Raw genomic sequence first — 19,649 nt, 5'->3', positions numbered from 1 at the left:
GGTTCGGTTGATACCGGGAGGACGTTTACATGGCATATGTTCCATTAGCGGATCAGGATGATGCTCACGCGCTGCACGACCCGCAGAGCTTTGTCACCAAATACATCTGGAGTCAGGATCACAAGGTCATTGCAATCCAGTATGGTGGCGTCGCGATTTTTGTTGGTCTGATTGCGCTGGGGCTGTCCATTCTGATGCGACTGCAGTTGGGCTTCCCCGATACCATCAGCTGGATCAACCCGGCCTTCTATTACCAGGCTGTCACCATGCACGGCATGATCATGGTGATCTATCTGTTGACGGCACTATTTCTGGGTGGCTTCGGCAATTATCTGATTCCCCTGATGTGTGGCACACGGGACATGGTGTTTCCCTTCCTCAACATGCTCAGTTTCTGGTTCTATCTGGTGTCAGTGCTGATTCTGCTGGCCAGCTTCTTTGTGCCGGGCGGGCCCACCGGGGCCGGCTGGACGCTGTATGCGCCGCAGTCAATTTCACATGGCACCCCCGGCAGTGAATACGGCATTCTGCTGATGCTGATCTCGCTGGCCGTGTTTATTGTGGCATTCACCATGGGCGGTCTGAACTACGTTACCACCATCCTGCAGGCACGAACCCGCGGCCTGACCCTGATGCGCCTGCCACTGTCTATCTGGGGTATTTTCACGGCCACAGTGCTGGGCCTGTTTGCCTTCCCGGCACTGCTGGTCAGTGCCATCATGATGGCGTTTGATTTGATTCTGGGCACCAGCTTCTTTATGCCCGCGATGATGGAACTGGGCGCACCCAATGAACACGAAGGCGGCAGCCCGATCCTGTTCCAGCATCTGTTCTGGTTCTTTGGTCATCCGGAAGTTTACATTGTCGCCTTGCCGGCATTTGGTCTGGTCTCTGATGTCATCAGTACCCATGCGCGCAAGAATATTTTTGGCTACCGCATGATGGTGTGGGCAATTATTGCCATTGGCGGGCTCAGCTTCATGGTCTGGGCTCACCATATGTATGTCAGCGGCATGAATCCCTATTTCGGTTTCTTCTTTGCCACCACGACATTGGTAATCGCCATTCCCACCGCTCTCAAGGTCTATAACTGGGTGCTGACGCTGTGGCAGGGTAACCTTCGACTCAACACACCCATGCTGTTTGCCATCGGCTTCATTTTCACCTTTGTTCATGGCGGCCTGACGGGGCTGTTCCTGGGCAACGTGGTTATTGATGTACCGCTGGCCGACACCTATTTTGTGGTGGCGCACTTTCATATGGTGATGGGTGTTTCGCCAGTACTGGTGCTGTTCGCGGCACTTTACCACTGGTACCCGAAAGCGACCGGACGCATGTTCAGTGAAAAAATGGGCAAAATCCATTTCTGGTGCACCTTCCTGGGTACCTATGCGATTTATTTGCCTATGCATTACCTGGGCTTCCTGGGCGTGCCACGACGTTATTATGAAATGGGCAACACCGACTTTATTCCGGAAACTGCGCAGGTACTCAATGCCAATATCACACTGGCAGCGATATTTGTGGCAACTGCCCAGATTCTTTTCTTCATCAACATCTTCTGGAGCCTTAAGAACGGAGAAAAATCCGGCGGCAACCCTTGGGGCGCGACCACGCTGGAATGGCAGACGCCTGATACCCCACCCAAGCACGGTAACTGGGATGAGGAACTGCCATCGGTTTATCGCTGGGCCTATGACTACAGCGTACCCGGCATGGACAAGGATTTCGTGCCGCAGAATGAGCCCGGTGAAGAATACGAAAAAACTGTTCATCACAAGGGGGTCTGAGTGTTATGAGTTTCTATCGTGATGTAACCAACAAGCCCTGGAATACCGTGGGACTGCCAGAGGGCATCGAGGCCAGACCGGCCTTTAACATGCCCAATGAAAAGCTGGCACTGATGATTTTTGCCACGTGCGCCAGCGTGCTGTTTTCTCTGCTCGTGGTGTCCTACTTTATTCGAATGACGGTGGGCGATTGGGTACCACTGGCCACCCCAACAATGCTGTGGGTTAATACGGCTGTGCTGGTACTGAGCAGTGCCTGTTTTCACTTTGCCGTGAGTCAGGCTCGCAAATCCGGCCACGTTCGCTTTGGATCCGGTGCCGGTCTGTTGTCACTGGCCGGAGGAGTGCTGGCGATTCTGTTTGTCATCGGACAGTACAGTGTCTCGGAACAGCTTCTTGCGGCGGGTCATGGTCTGCGCGTCAATGCCGCCAATGCCTTCTTCTATCTGCTCACCGGCATTCACGTTGTGCACTTGCTGGGTGGCTTGTGGGTTTGGGCCAAGGCTCAGCTAAGATTGGCAAAGGGTACGGACGCCGACGATGCCCGACTAAGCCTTGAGCTGTGTGCCTGGTACTGGCATTTCCTGCTGGTAATCTGGGCGGGGCTTTTCTATCTGTTGGCATCAACCTGACCACTCACGCAGACGATCCACGATTGAATACAAGAATAGACAGAAAAAGGAATCTATCATGAGTCACAGCAGCACAATTGATGCAAACGCCAGTGGCAATCAGGCTCCCCCGGCCGATGGCGTGACCGGGTTTATCAACGACTGGTCAGCGGACAAACAGACCTATCATGTGCCGTGGGGCAAGGCCATGATGTGGATCTTTCTGGTCAGCGATACCTTTATCTTTTCATGTTTCCTGGTGGGATACATGACCGTTCGTATCTCCACGGCGGATCCATGGCCGCTGGCGACCGAAGTATTTGCTCTGTCGTTTTTTGGCAGTGATCCGATACCCTTGATCCTGATTGCGATCATGACCTTTGTGCTGATTACCAGTAGTGGCACCATGGCTTTGGCGGTGAACTACGGGTATCGCAAGGACAAGAAGAAGACCGTGATTCTGATGTGTGCCACTGCCGCACTGGGTGCGACGTTTGTTGGCATGCAGATGTACGAGTGGTCGAAATTGATCGGGTATGGTGTCAGGCCCTGGGGCAACCCGTGGGGGGCTGACCAGTTTGGTTCCGTCTTCTACATGATCACCGGCTTTCACGGCTTGCACGTGACCGGTGGTGTTATCTACCTGTTGGTTGTGGCTCGCAAAGTCTGGCTCGGACACTACGAAAAGAAGGGTTACGAAATCGTCGAGATCACCGGCCTGTACTGGCACTTTGTTGACCTGGTCTGGGTGTTCATTTTCGCATTCTTCTATCTGTTGTGAGATTGCGTCTGAACCGGCAAACCACTGACCCATTTGAATTTTGTTAAACCGCTGAAGGAGAATACACATGGCATCATCAGCAAGCGGGCCTCAACAGCACCCTCTCGGCATTTATATAAAAATCTGGATACTGCTGTTTGTACTCAGTGCGTTCAGCTACATGGTGGATTATTTTGATGTACAGGGTGTTATGCGCTGGACCCTGGTTCTGGTGTTCATGGCATTAAAAGCCGGTTTTATTCTGGCCATATTCATGCACGTGGTTTGGGAGAGAATGGCGCTGGCACTCACCATTCTGGGGCCACCGATGATTCTGCTGTTATTGATTTTTTTCATGGCGATAGAGGGCAACTATACTGAAGGCGCGCGTGTTCAGTACTTTGGCCAGGATGCCGATCGCAGCCCTCTCCATGTAGAGCACTAACAGTCAGCCCAGACTGGAGTGCCGTAACAGACGGTCCAGGTCGGTTTTGATGTCTTCAGTGGTATGACTGCCATCGTAGTACATCATGACGTTACCGACTGGATCGATAAAAAACACATAGCTGTCATTCGACAGATCGATCTCTACACCATTGGCCGTCAGGTTTTGTTGCAACTGCCCGGCCGACGAGTAGGCAACGCCCATACTGGGAAACTCTTCACGGAAATGATCAACCGTTTCCTGCGCCATCGGCGCCGACGCGGCGTGCAGGTAATAACGACGGACACGTTCTACATTTTTACCTAGCGTGATATGCAGCTGGCGAAGATAAAACACGCGCTCCTCACAGGCTTCATCGCAGGCCCCAGCGTTGACGTATACCATCAACCAGGGTTGTGCTTCGTACTCTTCCTCACTTTCCAGAGTTGCCACGAATTCTTCGAAGCTGCTGAACAGCGGCGCGCCATCCGCGTCAGACATGGCCAGGTCGGTAATATCTGCCGGTGGTAATATCAGGTGTCCCTTGTTAACTGTATCACCACCAAATCCGCCGGACTCAGTGGCAGCGCGGAAGGCAAAGGTAGCCAGCGTAATGGGCACAAACGCAATCAGCAGAAGGAAGGCAAGCTTGAGTTTGCTGCTGGTCAGATCTTTCATGTCAATTCTCCGGGCGTCTGAAACTGAAAATCAAATATAGAATAATGAGCACAACGGCCATAAAAAACCATTGCACGGCGTAAGCACGATGGGTCTCCGGGCTCAGGGTAATAGGCTGCCAGTTTAGCTGTTGCAGTCCGGGCGAGCCAGATTCCAGCCGTACCGAAAATGGCAACACGGTTTCGTTCAATAAGGCCGACATTTGCTTGACGTCGAGGCTTTGCACTACTCGCGGCCAAGGATTCTGTCCGGCCGGCTCCTCCTGCCCCAACACCATGATATCGCCACCGGGTACGTAAATCGTGCCCTGAATACGCACCTCATCTCTGGTCACGGCGACATCGGGCAAGGTCTGGCGATCGACACCCTGAGCGACCCAACCTCGATTGACCAGAAGTAGTCCGCTGTCGGTCTGAAACGGTGTTATCACTTCGTAACCAACCCTTGATTGATTGATCCGGTTGTCGAGTAGAAATTGCCGGTCCGCATCATAACGACCAACGGCTTGTATTCGTCGCCAGGCATTATCCTCAGTCGCACCCCAGTCGATGTCGGCCAGTGGCCTCGGCTGCTCAGCGGCTTTTGCATCAAAGCCGATCTGCGTGTCACGTTTTTCCTGTTCGCGTTCGAGTTGCCATAGACCCAGGTAGACCAGAAGCGGCAGCAGCAGCACGGTAAACAGCGTCAGTTTCCAGTTAAAATGGAACACACAGACCTCTTGTTTGTTTGACCTCTAAGAGTCAGAGGTTACGGTTCAGCAGGCATCCATGATCTGCTACTATGAGTTTTTCCTTGTTTCCGGAATCGGTCCATGCTCAGAATATTTATTGTTTTTCTTCTGGTAGCGATTGTTGTCAGTCTGGTTGCTGGTTATGTCTTTTTCTATAAGGATCAGGGCCGTTCCAAACGTGTCATGTATGCTCTGGGCATCCGTGTGACACTCGCCATTATTCTGATGATCAGTGTCTTCTATGGTATCAGCACTGGTCAATTGAGTTTCGGCGCACCGTGGAGCTAATACCGGATTAAGAGACAAAAAAAAGACGGTCCATGTAGCGAACCGTCTTTTTTTATCCGGGTCTACTGTTTTGTGACCCGTATTCAGACCTGTGTTCAGATCTTTATTGGCAGGCCGAAGCCTGCACAAAAAACCAGATTACAGGCAATAAACAAAGATAAACAGTCCGACCCAGACTACGTCAACAAAGTGCCAGTACCAGGCCGCCGCTTCAAAACCGAAATGGTCATTGGGCTTGAAGTGGCCCTTGATGCAACGAATCAACATCACCAGAAGGATAAAGGTACCCAGCGTTACGTGGAAACCATGGAAACCGGTGAGCAGGAAGAATGTGGAGCCGTAGATGCCTGAGTCCAGTGTAATACCGTAGTGACCGTAGGCCTCAACATATTCCAGTGCCTGCAGACCCAGGAAGATTACACCCAGACCCACTGTGACGGACATCCACTGAATCAGACGTTTGCGGTTCTCCGCTTTCAGTGCCACGTGTGCGAAGTGCAAAGTCACCGACGAAGTGATCAGAATCACTGTATTCCAGAAGGGCAGGTAGCCGGCAAAGAACGCCGGTGACCAGGATTTAACATTCAGGCCTTCGTGCGGGTTCGGGTAAATGGAGGAGTCCGGATTCACCAGCAAAGGCCACGCCGCCTGAAACTCTGGCCACAGAAATTCACCGGCACTGCCTTTTTCCCCTTCGCCACCCAGCCATGGCACAGACAGGGTCCGTACATAAAAGAGCGCACCGAAGAATGCCGCAAAGAACATGACCTCGGAGAAAATGAACCAGCTCATGCCCCAGACATAGGAGCGTTTTAGCTGGGCGCTGTTCAGGCCCGCGTGGTTCTCTCGAATGGTGGTGGCAAACCATTGGAACAGAATGAATGACAGGATCGTAAAGCCGATCAATGCCGTCCATGTTGATCCGGTGACACTGGCGCCAGCGCTAATGTCGTTAAGGACGCCGCCCAGACCGTAAACCGTCAGGAACAGACCAATGGATGCAAAGAACGGAAATTTGCTCTGTTCCGGCACGTAATAGGTTTCATGGGAGCTTTCGCTGGCCATCTTTTTTCTCCAAAAAAAACAATATTATTGTCGTTTATCGTGCTGCTACTGCTTTCAGTTTGCTACTTTTTTCCGTGATGTCATACAAGGTATAGGACAGCGTCAGTTTGCTGATGTCAGTCGGCAGTGCCGGATCAACAAAAAAGCGCAACGGCATATCCGCTGACTCGCCCGGTTGCAGGACCTGTTCCTCAAAGCAGAAGCATTCCACTTTATTGAGGTGACCTGCGGCTCCGTTAGGCGCCACGCTGGGTATTGCCTGTCCTACCATGACCCTGTCACTGGAATTGGTCACTTTGTAGCTGATCATATTGACTTCGCCCGGCTGCACTTTCACCTGGGCTGAACTGGGGGTAAATCCCCAGTTCATGTCAGCGTTTTCACGGGCAATGAACTGCACCGTGATTTCACGGGTTTCGTCGATGATCTCGCCTGCTTCAGCCTGAATTGCCAGATTGTTGGTCTTGCCATTCAGGCCGGTAATGTCACAGATCACATCGTATAACGGTACCAGAGCAAATCCGAAAGCAAACATGCCTACAACAGCAAACAATAACTTTGTTACCAATGTCTTGTTTTTAGATGGCGCTTTGTCAGTTTTCATATTTTTTTACTCCAACTGTCTACTCAAATACCGTCAATACACACCCGTGTTACTGGGCTTTGATCAGTGCCGGATCAGGCGGTGTTTCAAAGGTGTGATACGGCGCCGGCGACGCGACTGTCCACTCCAGACCCTGTGCACCTTCCCAAACCTGCGCCGATGCTTTCTTGCCACCACGGATACATTTGATGATGACAAACAGCAGGATCAGCTGGGAGAAACCAAACAGGAAGCCGCCGACACTGGAGATCCAGTTAAAGTCAGCAAACTGCAGGGCGTAGTCCGGAATACGACGTGGCATGCCGGCCAGACCCAGGAAGTGTTGTGGGAAAAACAGCAGATTGACGCCGATGAAGGACAGCCAGAAGTGCAGCTTGCCCAGCGTCTCGTCATACATGTAGCCAGTCCACTTCGGCAGCCAGTAGTAAGCGGCCGCCATCAGGGAGAACACCGCACCCGGCACCAGTACGTAGTGGAAATGGGCAACCACGAAGTAAGTGTCATGGTACTGGAAATCCACCGGGGTGATCGCCAGCATGACGCCGGTGAATCCACCAATGGTAAACAGCACAACAAAGGCGATGGCAAACAGCATGGGTGTTTCAAAGGTCATGGAACCACGGAACATGGTTGCCACCCAGTTGAATACCTTCACACCGGTCGGTACCGCAATCAGCATGGTCGCGTACATGAAGAACAGCTGGCCCGCCAGGGGCATACCGACTGTGAACATGTGATGCGCCCAGACGATGAAGGACAGGAAAGCAATCGACGCCGTTGCATATACCATGGAGTCATAACCAAACAGACGCTTGCGGGCGAAGGTCGGGATGATGGCAGACACGATACCAAATGCCGGCAGAATCATGATGTAAACTTCCGGGTGTCCGAAGAACCAGAACAGGTGCTGGAACAGAACCGGGTCACCGCCACCGGCCGCGTCAAAGAAGGCGGTGCCGAAGTGGATGTCGAACAGCATCATGGTGACGACACCGGCCAGAACCGGCATTACTGCGATCAGCAGGTAAGCCGTGATCAGCCAGGTCCATACGAACAGCGGCATCTTCATCAGTGTCATGCCCGGGGCACGCATGTTGAGGATGGTCGCAATCACGTTTATCGCACCCATAATGGATGAAGCACCCAGAATGTGTACGGCAAAAATGAAGAACGTAGTGGAGGGCGGCGCGTAAGTCGTGGACAGCGGCGCATAGAACGTCCAGCCAAAGTTGGGTCCGCCGCCGTCCATGAACAGCGTGGATACCATCATCGCGAACGCGAACGGCAGAATCCAGAAACTCCAGTTATTCATCCGCGGCAACGCCATGTCCGGCGCGCCAATCATCAGCGGAATCATCCAGTTGGCCAGGCCTACAAACGCAGGCATGACCGCACCGAATACCATGATCAGACCGTGCATGGTCGTCATCTGGTTAAAGAAGTTGGGTTCTACAAATTGCAGACCCGGTTGGAACAGTTCAGCGCGAATCACCAGGGCGAAGGTGCCGCCCAGGAGAAACATGGCAAAGCTGAACCACAAGTACATAGAGCCAATATCTTTATGGTTGGTAGTAAACAACCATCGCGATATGCCTTTGGCGGGGCCGTGATGATGATCGTGTGCAGCGCTCATGGTCTTTACTGTCCTTCTTGAATGTATGCGTTGACTTCAGTTGGCTGAACCAGATCGCCCGTATCATTGCCAAAGGCATTACGAACGAAGGTGATAACAGCAGCCAGTTGAATCGGGTTCAGCTGTCGGCCATAGGCGGCCATTGCTGTACCTTCGACACCGTGGACCAGCGTGTCCATGGTGACCAGACGGTCGCCAGTGGCTTTGTCGCTGCCAGCCAGTGCCGGGAATACCGGGGGCATACCCACACCGCCGGCCTGGTGGCAGGCGACACAGTTCTGGTTGTAGATCTGCTCACCCTGGGCCATGGCGTCTTCCATGCTCAGCTCGGCATTGGCCAGCTCGCGGATCTCAGCGGCAGCCTGTTGCTGCTCGGCATACCAGGCTTCGTATTCTGCCGGCGGCAGTGCGTGTACAACAATTGGCATGAAGCCGTGGTCCATACCACACAGCTCGGCGCACTGGCCGCGGTACACACCGGGCTCTTCAACGACAACCCAGGTTTCATTGATGAAACCGGGGATGGTGTCTTTTTTGATAGCAAAATCCGGTACCCACCAGGCGTGCAGGACATCGGCAGAGGTCATCAGAAAGCGGACGCGGGTGTCCGTCGGAATCACCAGCGGCTTATCAACATCCAGCAGGTAATTCTCTGACTTTTCAATGTCATTGCTGATTTCTTCACGCGATGTGGACAGGATGCTGAAGAAAGAGACTTCTTCTTCATCCATGTTTTCACGCATGTAGGTGTATTCCCAGCGCCACTGGTAGCCGGTGATCTGGATATCGAGCTCCGAGCCAGTGGTATCGTATGCATCGGTCAGTACACGGGTTGCCGGAATCGCCATCATGATCAGAATCACGAAGGGAATCAGCGTCCAGACAATTTCCACTTTGGTACTTTCGTGGAAGGTCGCCGGCTTTGCACCTTTGGATTTGCGATGATGGATGATTGACCACAACATGGCGCCAAATACCACAACCCCGATGGCAACTACCCACCAGAAGATTGTCATATGAAGGCCATAGGTATCGCGACTCATTTCGGTTACGCCCCTGGTCATGTTTAATTCCCAGGCTGCATGCAAACCCGCACTCCAGAACATCAGAGTGCTGAGGGCAAGGCCTAACCACAGCTTTGCTTTGGACAACATTCGCCGTGTCTCCGTAATAGTAAGAAAGGGCTGTTACAAACGTTTTAAGGTTTTATTGTTTTAGCCCGGCCTCTGCAGTATCACAAAAGCGGGCTGCTTTAATCACCGTGCCGACATGTGCTGGCGTCGAATCCGGCGGGCCGGACACTGAAATCAGCGCAATTCTTGCGGACTTCCGGAGGTTTTCCGGGGCCGACGTTGTTGGCAGGACACTAGGGTTCCATGTAAAGCGCCGGGCATTATAGCAAAACTTGTTTCGATAATGCCATGGAAACTGGTCAGAATCGGTCCCGGTTTTGTCAAAAGACGGCACCAAGCTGTCAATTTTAGTCACAAACGCTCTATCCGCAAGGTCGAGCGTGCTTCTGCGTCAGATCAATTTTCCCGTCAATTACTGTACTTGCAGACCTTCCTGCTTCAGCAGGGCCGCCAGGTCTGGCTCTCTACCCATGAAGTCAACAAACAGGGTCAGCGCGTCTGTGCCACCGCCTTTTGACAATATTTTGTCATAAAAAGCTTTGCCGGTATCCGGATTGAGGACACCGGTTTCCTCAAACCGGGAGAACACATCGGCGGACAGGACTTCGGCCCACTTGTAGCTGTAATAACCAGCCGAGTAGCCACCGGCAAAGATATGCGAAAAGCTGTTTTGAAAGCGATTATAGGCAGGGACCGGATAAACCGCGGTTTTACTTCGCGCCAACGCCAGAGCGTCACCCACAAAATCACGCGTCAAATCGACAGGGGCCTGGTGCAGCGAGAAATCGAACAGTGCAAATTCCAGTTGCCGCACGCTGTGCATACCGGACTGAAAATTCTTGGCGGCCAGCATTTTGTCTAACAGGGCTTTGGGCAGGGGCTCACCAGTCTGGTAATGGCCCGAAATAAGAGCAATCGACTCGGGGTCCCAGCACCAGTTTTCCATCAACTGACTGGGCAACTCCACCGCATCCCAGGCGACACCGGTGATACCCGAACAACGCAGGTAGTTTTCCTGCGTCAGCATGTGATGCAGGCCGTGGCCGAACTCATGGAACAGGGTGGTGACATCGTTGTGTGTCAGCAACGCCGGTGTCTGTGCATCGGCCGGGGGCGCAAAATTGCAGACCAGAAAGGCCACCGGAATCTGTTGCTGCACGGCGATGCCATCTTGCGTGATCAGGCGTCGGCTGCGACAGTCGGCCATCCACGCGCCGCCGCGTTTGCCTTCGCGGGTAAACAGGTCAAAATAGAAACGCGCCACAATCTCGCCGTCCCGACGAATGTTGTAGAAGTCCACAGCCGGATCCCACACGCCGGCGCCGAGGTCACGTTCAACCTGTACCCCGTACAGCGTCTCGACAATGGAAAACAGACCCTGGCGCACCTTGTCCAGCGGGAACCAGGCGCGCAGCTCTTCCTGGGAAATATCGTAGCTCTGTTTACGCAGCTTCTCGCTGTAATAGGACACATCCCAGGCATTGAGCTTGTTAACACCGTGCGTGTCACGGGCAAATTCGCCCAGCTCCCGGAATTCGCGCTCGGCAGCCGGTCGACTGTAGCGTGTCAGATCGTCAAGGAAGGCATTGACCTGATCGACTGATTTAGCCATTTTCCGCGCCACAGACAGCGCCGCGTAATGCTCATACCCAAGCAACGCGGCCTCTTCCTGACGCAGCTGCAGAATCTCGCGAATGATATCGTAGTTGTTCCATTGTGTTACTGCGACCGCTTTTTCCGGCGCAGCTTCTTTATCAGGAGCAGCCGCAATGGCCTGATCAGAGGCACGGGTGGCAAACGCACGGTACATATCCTCCCGCAACCCCGCATTATCGGCATACGTCATCACCGCGTAGTAGCAGGGAAAGTCCAGCGTCAACAGGTAGCCGGTCAGACCTTTACCGGACGCCGCCGTTGCCGCCGCCTGCCGCGCCATCTCGGGAACACCCACCAGCAGCGTGTCGTCAGCCAGGTGCCGGGTCCAGGCCCGGGTTGCGTCCAACACATTGTTGCTGAAGACATTGGACAGGTGACTGAGCCGGGTCTGAATCTCGGCAAAGCGCTTCTTTTCCGCAGCTGGCAGGTTGACCCCGGCAAGCCTGAAATCGAGCAGCGTGTCAGCAATGATTTTGCGTTGGGAGCCATCCAGGTTGAGTTCGTCGGCCCGCGCACTTAACGCCTCAACACAGCCAAACAGCTGTTCATTCTGCCCCAATGCCGCATAGTATTCGGTAATCAACGGCTGGCAATCGTTATAGGCTTCGCGAATGTCGGATGTATTGGCAACAGAATTCAGATGGCTTGCAGTTGACCAGACTTTGCTCAATTGATCGTCCTGATCGTCAAGAGCATCTATCAGGCTTTGCCAGTCCGGCGCAGTCTGGTTTTTGGCATCGGCCAGGATCCTGTCCAGCGCGGCCCGGCTCTGCTCCAGCACCGTTTGCACGGCCGGCTTGATATGCTCAGCGCGTATCGACGGAAAGTCGGGCAGACGCTCAAACTGCAATAACGGGTTGTTGCTGGCTGACGCTGATTGCGAGCTTGGTTGAGGGCTTGGTTGAGAGCCTGTTTGATGGCCTGGCTGCGTTGACATCGGGCTAAACTCCTGTCGTACTGGAATGCGATCGGGCATCATAGCATTGTTAATAGTGTCTTACGGGAGGATTGCACAATGGCAATCAAAGCATTCGAAACCCATATCCCCGAACTGGGGCAGGGCGTGTTCGTCGATGAAAGCGCCATTGTCATCGGCGATGTAAAAATCGGCAAGGATTCATCGGTGTGGCCCATGACCGTGATACGCGGCGACATTCACCGCATCCGGATCGGCGAGCGCAGCAGTATTCAGGACGGTTCGGTGTTACATGTCACTCACGCCGGCCCGTTCAATCCGGACGGCTACCCCTGCACTGTTGGTGACGATGTCACGGTCGGACACAAGGTTATGCTGCATGGCTGCACCATTCACGACCGCGTGTTGGTTGGCATGGGTGCAACTGTCATGGATGGCGCCGTGGTGGAATCCGATGTCATCATTGGTGCAGGCAGCCTGGTGCCACCGGGCAAAAAGCTGGAGAGCGGTTACCTTTATGTCGGCTCTCCGGTGAAGCAGGCCAGAGCGCTGAATGATGACGAGAAATCGTTTTTCCTGTACAGCGCCAAAAAATACAGGGAGCTCAAGGATCGCTACCTGAGTGCGTCAAAGATTCCCTAGTTCCTGCTGCAGCATTCTGATCACGGTCGCAGTCTCTGGCCGAACGCCACGCCACAGGCGAAATGACTCTGCTGCCTGCTCCACCAGCATGCCGGAACCGTCCAGAGACCTTGCCGCGCCGCGATCGCCTGCCCATTTCTGAAATACAGTGCCACCTGGCGCGTACACCATGTCGTAGCACCCCGTTGCCGGCGCCACCAGCGCGTCCGGCAAGGGCGGCAATTCACCCTTAAGGCCACCGGCACTGCCATTGATGATCCAGTCAAAGGACGTTGTCATATCCTGCAAGCCGGAATACGGCAGGGCCGAGATATCGCACTGGTCGGAAAATAATTTCGTCAGCGCTTCTGCTCTGGCCAGAGTGCGATTGACGATGCACACCGATGCCGGCTGCGCTGCCATCAACCTGGGCAGCACGCCCCGGACCGCACCGCCGGCGCCCAATACCAGTATGCGCGCGCCCTGCAAATGGCCACCGTGGTTTTGCTCAATATCACGCACCATGCCCACGCCATCGGTGTTGTCACCAGCAAGTCGTCCGTCATCGAGCTGGTAAATTGTATTAACCGCGCCTGCCCGTTCAGCGTTGGGTGCGTGCCAGTCCACCAATTGCCAGGCGGCTTCCTTGTGCGGCAGAGTTATGTTCAGGCCCTTGCCGCCCTGGTCAAAGAATTCGCGCACACTGTGCAGAAAATCCTCTGGTGCGACTTCCATGCGTCCGTAGTCGATGTCCTGTTCTGTCTGTCTGGCAAACAGCGCATGAATGAAAGGAGACTTGCTGTGAGTTACCGGGTAGCCCACAACAGCATAACGATCAGTGTTGCTCATGTTTTCCAGCCCATTTCCAATAGATCCAGCTTGACTTCAAACCCACGCGCGCGGACGCAGATAGTCGGTGTACAGTTTTTCTTCCTCGCTGCCAGGTTCGGGATGCCAGTCATATATCCAGCGTACCTCGGGCGGCAATGACATCAGAATGGACTCGACCCGGCCCAGACCGGACTGCAGCCCGAACAGGGTGCCCCGATCGTAGACCAGATTGAACTCGACATACCGGCCTCGGCGATAACGCTGAAATTGTTTCTGGGTTTCGGTGAATGGCAGTGACGCGCGCGCTTCAACGATCGGCGCATACGCCTCAATAAAGCTGTTGGCGATATCCTGCACCATGGCAAAACTTTGCTCAAAGTCCAGTTCATTAAAATCATCAAAGAACAGACCACCAATACCGCGCGGCTCCTGACGGTGAGGCAAAAAGAAATATTCATCACAGGCCTGTTTAAAGCGTGGATAGAGAGCGGCACCATGTTTGTCACAGGCGTCTTTGGCAACCTGATGCCAGTGCCGACAATCCTCGTCATTGCCATAATAAGGGGTCAGGTCATAGCCACCACCAAACCACCACACTGGCGTCTCACCCGGTTTTTCGGCAATAAAAAATCGAAAATTTGCATGCGATGTGGGTACCAGCGGATTGTCCGGATGTATCACCAGCGACACACCCATGGCCTGGAAGCTGCGTCCGGCCATTTCCGGCCGTGACGCGGATGCCGATGGTGGCAATGAATCACCAAAGACATGGGAAAAATTGACGCCGCCTTTTTCAAACACGGCGCCATCACTGATCACGCGACTGATGCCACTGCCGCCTTTATCCCGCAGCCAGCTATCTTCATGAAAACGGCTGCGACCGTCCAGGGCTTCCAGACGCTGGCAAATTTCATTCTGCAGGTTCAGCAGGAACTCGCGCACCCTGTCGGCATCGAGCGCTGCGTCGTCTGCTGGTGCGTTAGCGCCGGGATTGTTATTGTCAGCCATAGTCTTGCTTTCCTGTGTGTCTTTCTGTCTTGTTGGTCTCGTTGTCGTGTTAAGTTTGTTGTTTCGTTAACAGGCGATGGGCACAGCAACTGACAACCAGAGTCTTAACCCGCCCGGATGACGCGACCTGTGTTTATGTCGATGATCTGTGACGGTTTTGTCGCCCCACCCAGACTGCCTGGTAAAATAAAATCAAGTTGTGACCCCAGAGTTTTTTCCACCCGCAACCGGTCTGTGGCCGGTGAAGTGCCGGTGATATTGGCCGAGGTGGACACCAGCGGCGCGGCCAGTGCCTGGCACAACTGTTGTACCTGCGAATGCAGACTGACCCGCAGTGCCACTGACTCATGACTGCCTTTTACCCACCACGGCACCTGATCTTCCAGATCGGGAACCAGAAATGTCACCGGTCCTGTTTTAGCCTGATTGGCCCAGGCCTGCTGCAGTTGTTTTTGCTGTGCCACGGGCAAAGGCGCCAGCAATGCGGCAAATTGTGCCACTGACGCTGCAACCAGTATCATACCTTTTTCCACTGGCCGTTGTTTGATCTGCAACAAGGTCAGGCAAGCTTCCCGGTTATCGGGGTCGCAACCCAGACCCCACACGGCCTCGGTCGGATACGCGATGACACCACCAGCCTCGACAACACGAACGGCTTTCTTGATATGCAGATCTGATGCCATGGGCAACCCTCTTACTTGTTCCTGTTTCCGGTGAAGCGATGATATTGATGAAAGCTGCATTCCCGCCGTTGGCGCGGAAAATAGCCCACCCCGTGTTCAGGCGCAAGTCGTGTGCCGGACCCAGGTGCCGCCGCGTTTTTCGATTCTGCCGGCCAGCTCCAGCGTCAGCAGTTGCTGACTCAGTTCGCTGACACTCAGCCCGGTACGCAGCACCAGCGCATCCATTGTGATCGGGTCGTTGCCAATGCAATTCAGCACCGGATTTTTGTCGCTTGCTGATATACCGTGTGTGCACGCGTCCGCGTCTCCGGCGCCAGAACCGGACTGTGCCGCTCTGGCATCCTGCAGTTGCAGCTGACTCTGAGACAACAGATCGAGTTGCCCCCGATACAGGGGTTCGATATGCGCAAGAATATCATCAGCGGCCTCCACCAGCACAGCGCCCTGACGCAGCAAGTCGTGGCAGCCGCGACTTCGGTTGCTGTTAACAGACCCCGGGACGGCGAATACCTCCCGGTTCTGCTGCAGCGCCAGCCGGGCAGTTATCAACGATCCACTGCGCATGGTTGCCTCAACCACACAGACTCCCAGGCTAAGACCACTGATGATCCGGTTCCGACTGGGGAAATGCGACGCCACCGGCCCGGCATCCAGTGGCAATTCCGAAATCAGGGCTCCCTGCGCCGGGCCCGGTGCCACAATCTGCTCTGCCAGCTCGCGATTGCGCGGTGGATACACATCATACAAACCATTCCCCAGCACGGCGACCGTCGGCGTGCCGACTTTAACGGCAGCTTTGTGCGCTTCGGTATCGATACCTGAAGCAAGACCGCTGCACACCACAAACCCCTTGCCGGCCAGCTCCGCCCCCAGCCGAAAGGCGATTTCACGACCGTATACGGTGCTGTTTCGACTGCCAACTATGGCAATCATGGGTCTTGCCAGAATGCCCGGATCACCGCGCACAAACAGATAGAAGGGAGCACCATCGGTCTGCCTGAGCATGGGCGGGTAGCCGGCGGCATCAATTGTCAGCAGATGGTGGTGGGGCTGAGCCAGCCATGCTGAAACCTTTTCCCTGCTCATCGGGTCTTGGTTATTCGTTCGGTCTTCCCTGGTCGTTCGGTCTGTACGGGTGTTTCGGTATTGCCTGGTCATTCTGCCTTCCCTGGTCGGCCGGTTTAGCGTCTCCGTTCGATCCTGTTTTCTGACTCGGACTTGCGTGGCCATATGTTATACTGAGCTTATTCACGTACTTGGGTTATGGCACAAACACGCTGTCCCTGCTGAATCGATACACAAAACTGGAGTTAGAACATGGCGAAACTGGACATACTGGAATTCCCTGATTCCCGATTGCGTACCGTGGCCAAGCCGGTAGCGCAGGTCGATGATGCCCTGCGTCAGGTTATCGATGACATGTTCGAAACCATGTATGAAGCGCCCGGCATTGGTCTGGCCGCGACCCAGGTCAATGTTCACAAGCAGCTCATTGTCATTGATATTTCCGACGACAGCAGCGCGCCGCTGGTCTTCATCAATCCCCGTCTGGAAGTACTGGACGAGGATCTGGAAGAATATGATGAGGGCTGTCTGTCCGTACCGGGTTTTTATGAGACCGTCAGCCGCCCGCGCCGGATCAAGGTTCAGGCACTGGATCGCAACGGTGAAGCTTTTGAAATGGTCGCCGATGGCTTGCTGGCCACCTGTATCCAGCATGAAATGGACCATCTGAATGGCAAACTGTTTGTCGATTATCTGAGCACAATCAAACGTCAGCGAATTCGCAGCAAGCTGCAAAAGGCCCATAAACAGGCAGCCATGGCCTGACATAAGCGCCAGCAGGAACCCGAACCACCACCAACCCTGGATATTGCATGAAACTGGTTTTTGCCGGCACTCCCGCGTTTGCGGCTTCCCACCTGGCCGCCCTGATTGCACAGGGCCATGACATTGCTGCCGTCTATACGCAGCCGGACCGGGCCTCTGGTCGCGGCAAAAAACTTCAGGCCAGTCCGGTCAAGGTGCTCGCCCTCAAGCATAATCTGCCCGTGTTGCAGCCAGCGTCATTAAAAGATGCACAGGCTCAGGCCGAACTGGCGGCTTTTCGCCCGGACCTTATGATTGTGGTGGCGTATGGCCTGTTGTTGCCCAAAGCGGTACTCGACATTCCCCGTTTTGGCTGCATCAACGTCCACGCCTCACTGCTACCACGCTGGCGTGGCGCGGCGCCCATCGAACGTGCGCTGCTTGCTGGTGATACTGAGACCGGGGTCACGATCATGCAAATGGACGTCGGCCTGGATACCGGCGACATGTTATACAAGCTGGTGACGCCATTGACCGCCCAGGACGACCGCCAGCAACTGGAGAACCGGCTGGCGACGCTGGGATGTGAGGGGTTACTGCATACACTGGCAAACTTTGCTCACCTGAGCAGTCACGCCCAACAACAGGATGACAGCCTGAGTACCTACGCCCGCAAACTCGACAAGTCCGAGGCACGCATCGACTGGCAGGCCAGTGGCTCTGATATTTCGCGCACAATTCTTGCCGGTATTGGCCGTCAACCGGCCTACAGTTTTCTGGACGGTGAGCGCATACGCTTATTGCGCGCTACCTGGTTGCCTGCCAAACAGACCGACAGTGCCCCACCTGGCACTATTATCAAACAAAACGACGCCGCTGGCACAAATAAGGGTCAAAGTAACAATGCGCTGAGCATTGCCTGCACCGACGGCGCGCTCGTGGTAACTGAAGTGCAACTGCCAGGGAAAAACCCGGTGGCCGTGCGTGACCTGAAGAACTCGCGACCGGCATTGTTCGCAGCCGGTAAACAGTTCAGCACCGACGACCCAAATGAAACCCGCTAAGGTCCGCGCCAACGCCGCGCAGATACTGGCCCGCCTGCTCAAACAGCAGGGCTCGCTGGCCAGTCTGCTGCCGAGGCCGGCCGATGTTGCCGAATCTGATCAGAACCAGATTGCCCTGCTGCGGGAGCTCTGTTTTGGCACCTGTCGCTGGTACCACCAACTCAGTCGGGAATTGGCCAGGCTGATAGACAAACCCCTGAAGAATAAGGACGCTGACATTCAATGTCTGCTTCTACTGGGCATGTACCAACTGCAATACATGCGCCTGGCAGACCATGCCGCGGTCAATGAATCCGTGAATGCCTCAGTCCTGTTAAAAAAGGGCTGGGCCAAAGCCCTGATCAACGGTGTGCTCCGACAGTATCAGCGCCAGCTCGCGGCGGCCAGCGAAGGTAAGGCAGATGTTGATTCTGACGATGCCAGGTTTGCCTATCCCGACTGGCTGAGCAGCCAACTGCACAAGGACTGGTCCGGGCAGGCGATACAGATTTTGCACGCCGGCAACCAGCACCCGCCAATGACGCTTCGCGTCAATCTTTCCCGCATCACCCGGACCGACTACCTCGAGCGACTGACTGATGCCGGCATACGTGCCGTCGCCGGCAAGCTTGCCGACACCGCGGTCTATCTTGACCAGGGCAGGCCGGTGTCTTCACTGCCGGGTTTCGATGAAGGATTGGTCAGTGTGCAGGACGAAGCGTCACAGCTGATTCCGGGATTGTTGCTGACCAGTCATGGTCACCGCATACTGGACGCCTGCGCGGCCCCGGGAGGCAAAACCTGTCATATCCTGGAAACCCTGGCTGACGCTGACGGAGAGCCTTCATCGCTGCTGGCGCTGGATATAGAAGCGCGCAGGCTGACGCGAATTGAAGAAAACCTGCAACGTCTCAAGCTGGCCAGCACACGGGTCAAACTGATGGCGGCCGATAGCAGTGAACCGGATGAATGGTGGGACGGAGAAGCCTTCGACCGAATCTTGCTGGATGCGCCCTGTACGGCCACCGGAATCGTGCGGCGCCAGCCTGACATCAAGGTTCTTCGGCAGGCTGCGGATGTTGTCCGCCTGAGCGAGCTGCAACAAAAACTGTTAACACGATTGTGGGCCTGTCTCGCGCCTGGCGGAATGTTGCTGTATTCCACCTGTTCGGTGCTGCGTGCCGAGAATGACCAGCAGATATCCAGCTTTCTGGCCGAAACCCCGGATGCCGAGGAAGTGCCGATTGTAGTCGACTGGGGGACGGCCGTGGCGGCTGGACGCCAGTTGTTGCCAACAGAACAGGGGCCGGACGGATTTTATTTTGCCGTTCTACAAAAAATCGCCCATTGAATTGTTGTAAGGCCG

The 19,649-nt window shown here is 54.7% G+C and carries 20 protein-coding genes; 9 read left to right on the top strand and 11 right to left on the bottom strand.

Annotated elements, in window-relative coordinates:
• Nucleotides 1-29: 29 nt before the first annotated feature.
• The 4 genes from PHACT_RS09305 to PHACT_RS09290 all read left to right on the top strand — a co-directional run bounded on the left by PHACT_RS09305 (nt 30) and on the right by PHACT_RS09290 (nt 3,606).
• A complete protein-coding gene (locus PHACT_RS09305; RefSeq protein ID WP_070117243.1) occupies nt 30-1,790 on the top strand; it encodes a cytochrome c oxidase subunit I in 1,761 nt (586 codons plus the stop codon).
• Nucleotides 1,791-1,795: 5 nt separating this feature from the next.
• Entirely contained in the window at nt 1,796-2,422 is a 627-nt protein-coding gene (locus PHACT_RS09300; RefSeq protein WP_070117238.1) for a cytochrome c oxidase subunit 3, read from the top strand.
• 58 nt (nt 2,423-2,480) lie between these two features.
• On the top strand, nt 2,481-3,182 hold the full coding sequence (locus PHACT_RS09295; RefSeq protein ID WP_083264476.1) for a heme-copper oxidase subunit III family protein: 702 nt from the start codon (nt 2,481-2,483) through the stop codon (nt 3,180-3,182).
• Between the two features lie 67 nt (nt 3,183-3,249).
• Nucleotides 3,250-3,606: a cytochrome C oxidase subunit IV family protein gene (locus PHACT_RS09290; protein WP_070117234.1), complete on the top strand. Its 357-nt coding sequence runs from the start codon at nt 3,250-3,252 to the stop codon at nt 3,604-3,606.
• A gap of 3 nt (nt 3,607-3,609) precedes the next feature.
• On the opposite strand, the gene PHACT_RS09285 is transcribed toward PHACT_RS09290, so the two are convergent.
• Nucleotides 3,610-4,263 carry a hypothetical protein gene (locus PHACT_RS09285; protein WP_070117230.1) on the bottom strand — a complete coding sequence of 218 codons (654 nt, stop codon included), beginning with the start codon at nt 4,261-4,263 and terminating at the stop codon, nt 3,610-3,612.
• 1 nt (nt 4,264) lies between these two features.
• A complete protein-coding gene (locus PHACT_RS09280) occupies nt 4,265-4,972 on the bottom strand; it encodes an SURF1 family protein (RefSeq protein WP_070117225.1) in 708 nt (235 codons plus the stop codon).
• 102 nt (nt 4,973-5,074) lie between these two features.
• Between PHACT_RS09280 and PHACT_RS09275 the strand changes: the two genes are divergently transcribed.
• A complete protein-coding gene (locus PHACT_RS09275) occupies nt 5,075-5,281 on the top strand; it encodes a DUF2909 domain-containing protein (protein ID WP_070117221.1) in 207 nt (68 codons plus the stop codon).
• A gap of 138 nt (nt 5,282-5,419) precedes the next feature.
• Here the strand turns inward: PHACT_RS09275 and PHACT_RS09270 are convergent, their stop codons facing one another.
• From PHACT_RS09270 to PHACT_RS09250, 5 genes are all read right to left on the bottom strand, one after another.
• A complete protein-coding gene (locus tag PHACT_RS09270) occupies nt 5,420-6,346 on the bottom strand; it encodes a cytochrome c oxidase subunit 3 (protein WP_070117216.1) in 927 nt (308 codons plus the stop codon).
• A gap of 34 nt (nt 6,347-6,380) precedes the next feature.
• Nucleotides 6,381-6,950 carry a cytochrome c oxidase assembly protein gene (locus tag PHACT_RS09265; protein WP_070117211.1) on the bottom strand — a complete coding sequence of 190 codons (570 nt, stop codon included), beginning with the start codon at nt 6,948-6,950 and terminating at the stop codon, nt 6,381-6,383.
• Between the two features lie 49 nt (nt 6,951-6,999).
• On the bottom strand, nt 7,000-8,583 hold the full coding sequence (ctaD, locus tag PHACT_RS09260) for a cytochrome c oxidase subunit I (protein ID WP_070117206.1): 1,584 nt from the start codon (nt 8,581-8,583) through the stop codon (nt 7,000-7,002).
• Between the two features lie 5 nt (nt 8,584-8,588).
• Nucleotides 8,589-9,737, bottom strand: coding sequence for a cytochrome c oxidase subunit II (gene coxB, locus PHACT_RS09255; RefSeq protein WP_070117202.1), 1,149 nt, complete (start codon nt 9,735-9,737; stop codon nt 8,589-8,591).
• A gap of 391 nt (nt 9,738-10,128) precedes the next feature.
• On the bottom strand, nt 10,129-12,309 hold the full coding sequence (locus tag PHACT_RS09250) for a M3 family metallopeptidase (protein ID WP_070117197.1): 2,181 nt from the start codon (nt 12,307-12,309) through the stop codon (nt 10,129-10,131).
• Nucleotides 12,310-12,387: 78 nt separating this feature from the next.
• Here PHACT_RS09250 and PHACT_RS09245 point away from each other — a divergent pair, with 78 nt between their 5' ends.
• Nucleotides 12,388-12,930 carry a gamma carbonic anhydrase family protein gene (locus PHACT_RS09245; protein ID WP_070117192.1) on the top strand — a complete coding sequence of 181 codons (543 nt, stop codon included), beginning with the start codon at nt 12,388-12,390 and terminating at the stop codon, nt 12,928-12,930.
• Here the strand turns inward: PHACT_RS09245 and aroE are convergent.
• From aroE to dprA, 4 genes are all read right to left on the bottom strand, one after another.
• The gene (gene aroE, locus PHACT_RS09240) at nt 12,916-13,758 is read right to left on the bottom strand and encodes a shikimate dehydrogenase (protein ID WP_070117188.1); all 843 of its coding nucleotides are present in this window, start codon (nt 13,756-13,758) and stop codon (nt 12,916-12,918) included. The two genes, PHACT_RS09245 and aroE, sit on opposite strands and share 15 nt — an antisense overlap.
• 36 nt (nt 13,759-13,794) lie before the next feature.
• A complete protein-coding gene (hemF, locus tag PHACT_RS09235) occupies nt 13,795-14,748 on the bottom strand; it encodes an oxygen-dependent coproporphyrinogen oxidase (protein WP_083264475.1) in 954 nt (317 codons plus the stop codon).
• Between the two features lie 104 nt (nt 14,749-14,852).
• Entirely contained in the window at nt 14,853-15,431 is a 579-nt protein-coding gene (locus PHACT_RS09230) for an L-threonylcarbamoyladenylate synthase (protein WP_070117184.1), read from the bottom strand.
• Nucleotides 15,432-15,527: 96 nt separating this feature from the next.
• The gene (gene dprA, locus PHACT_RS09225; RefSeq protein WP_070117182.1) at nt 15,528-16,517 is read right to left on the bottom strand and encodes a DNA-processing protein DprA; all 990 of its coding nucleotides are present in this window, start codon (nt 16,515-16,517) and stop codon (nt 15,528-15,530) included.
• Between the two features lie 231 nt (nt 16,518-16,748).
• Here dprA and def point away from each other — a divergent pair, with 231 nt between their 5' ends.
• Genes def through rsmB form a run of 3 tightly spaced genes read left to right on the top strand, consistent with a single transcriptional unit; the run spans nt 16,749 to nt 19,634 of the window.
• Entirely contained in the window at nt 16,749-17,261 is a 513-nt protein-coding gene (gene def / locus PHACT_RS09220; RefSeq protein WP_070117180.1) for a peptide deformylase, read from the top strand.
• A 47-nt stretch (nt 17,262-17,308) separates the two neighbouring features.
• Complete coding sequence (gene fmt, locus PHACT_RS09215) at nt 17,309-18,304, top strand: methionyl-tRNA formyltransferase (RefSeq protein WP_070117178.1); 996 nt, start codon at nt 17,309-17,311, stop codon at nt 18,302-18,304.
• Nucleotides 18,291-19,634 (top strand): 16S rRNA (cytosine(967)-C(5))-methyltransferase RsmB, encoded by a 1,344-nt coding sequence (gene rsmB / locus PHACT_RS09210; RefSeq protein ID WP_070117176.1) that lies wholly within the window; start codon nt 18,291-18,293, stop codon nt 19,632-19,634. Before fmt ends, rsmB begins: the two co-directional genes overlap by 14 nt.
• The last annotated feature ends 15 nt before the right edge of the window (nt 19,635-19,649 follow it).

Origin of the sequence: Pseudohongiella acticola (genome assembly GCF_001758195.1) — a bacterium.
Lineage (GTDB): Bacteria > Pseudomonadota > Gammaproteobacteria > Pseudomonadales > Pseudohongiellaceae > Pseudohongiella > Pseudohongiella acticola.
Note: the sequence above shows the minus strand (reverse complement) of the source record. Positions and strands in the feature narration are given on the sequence as shown.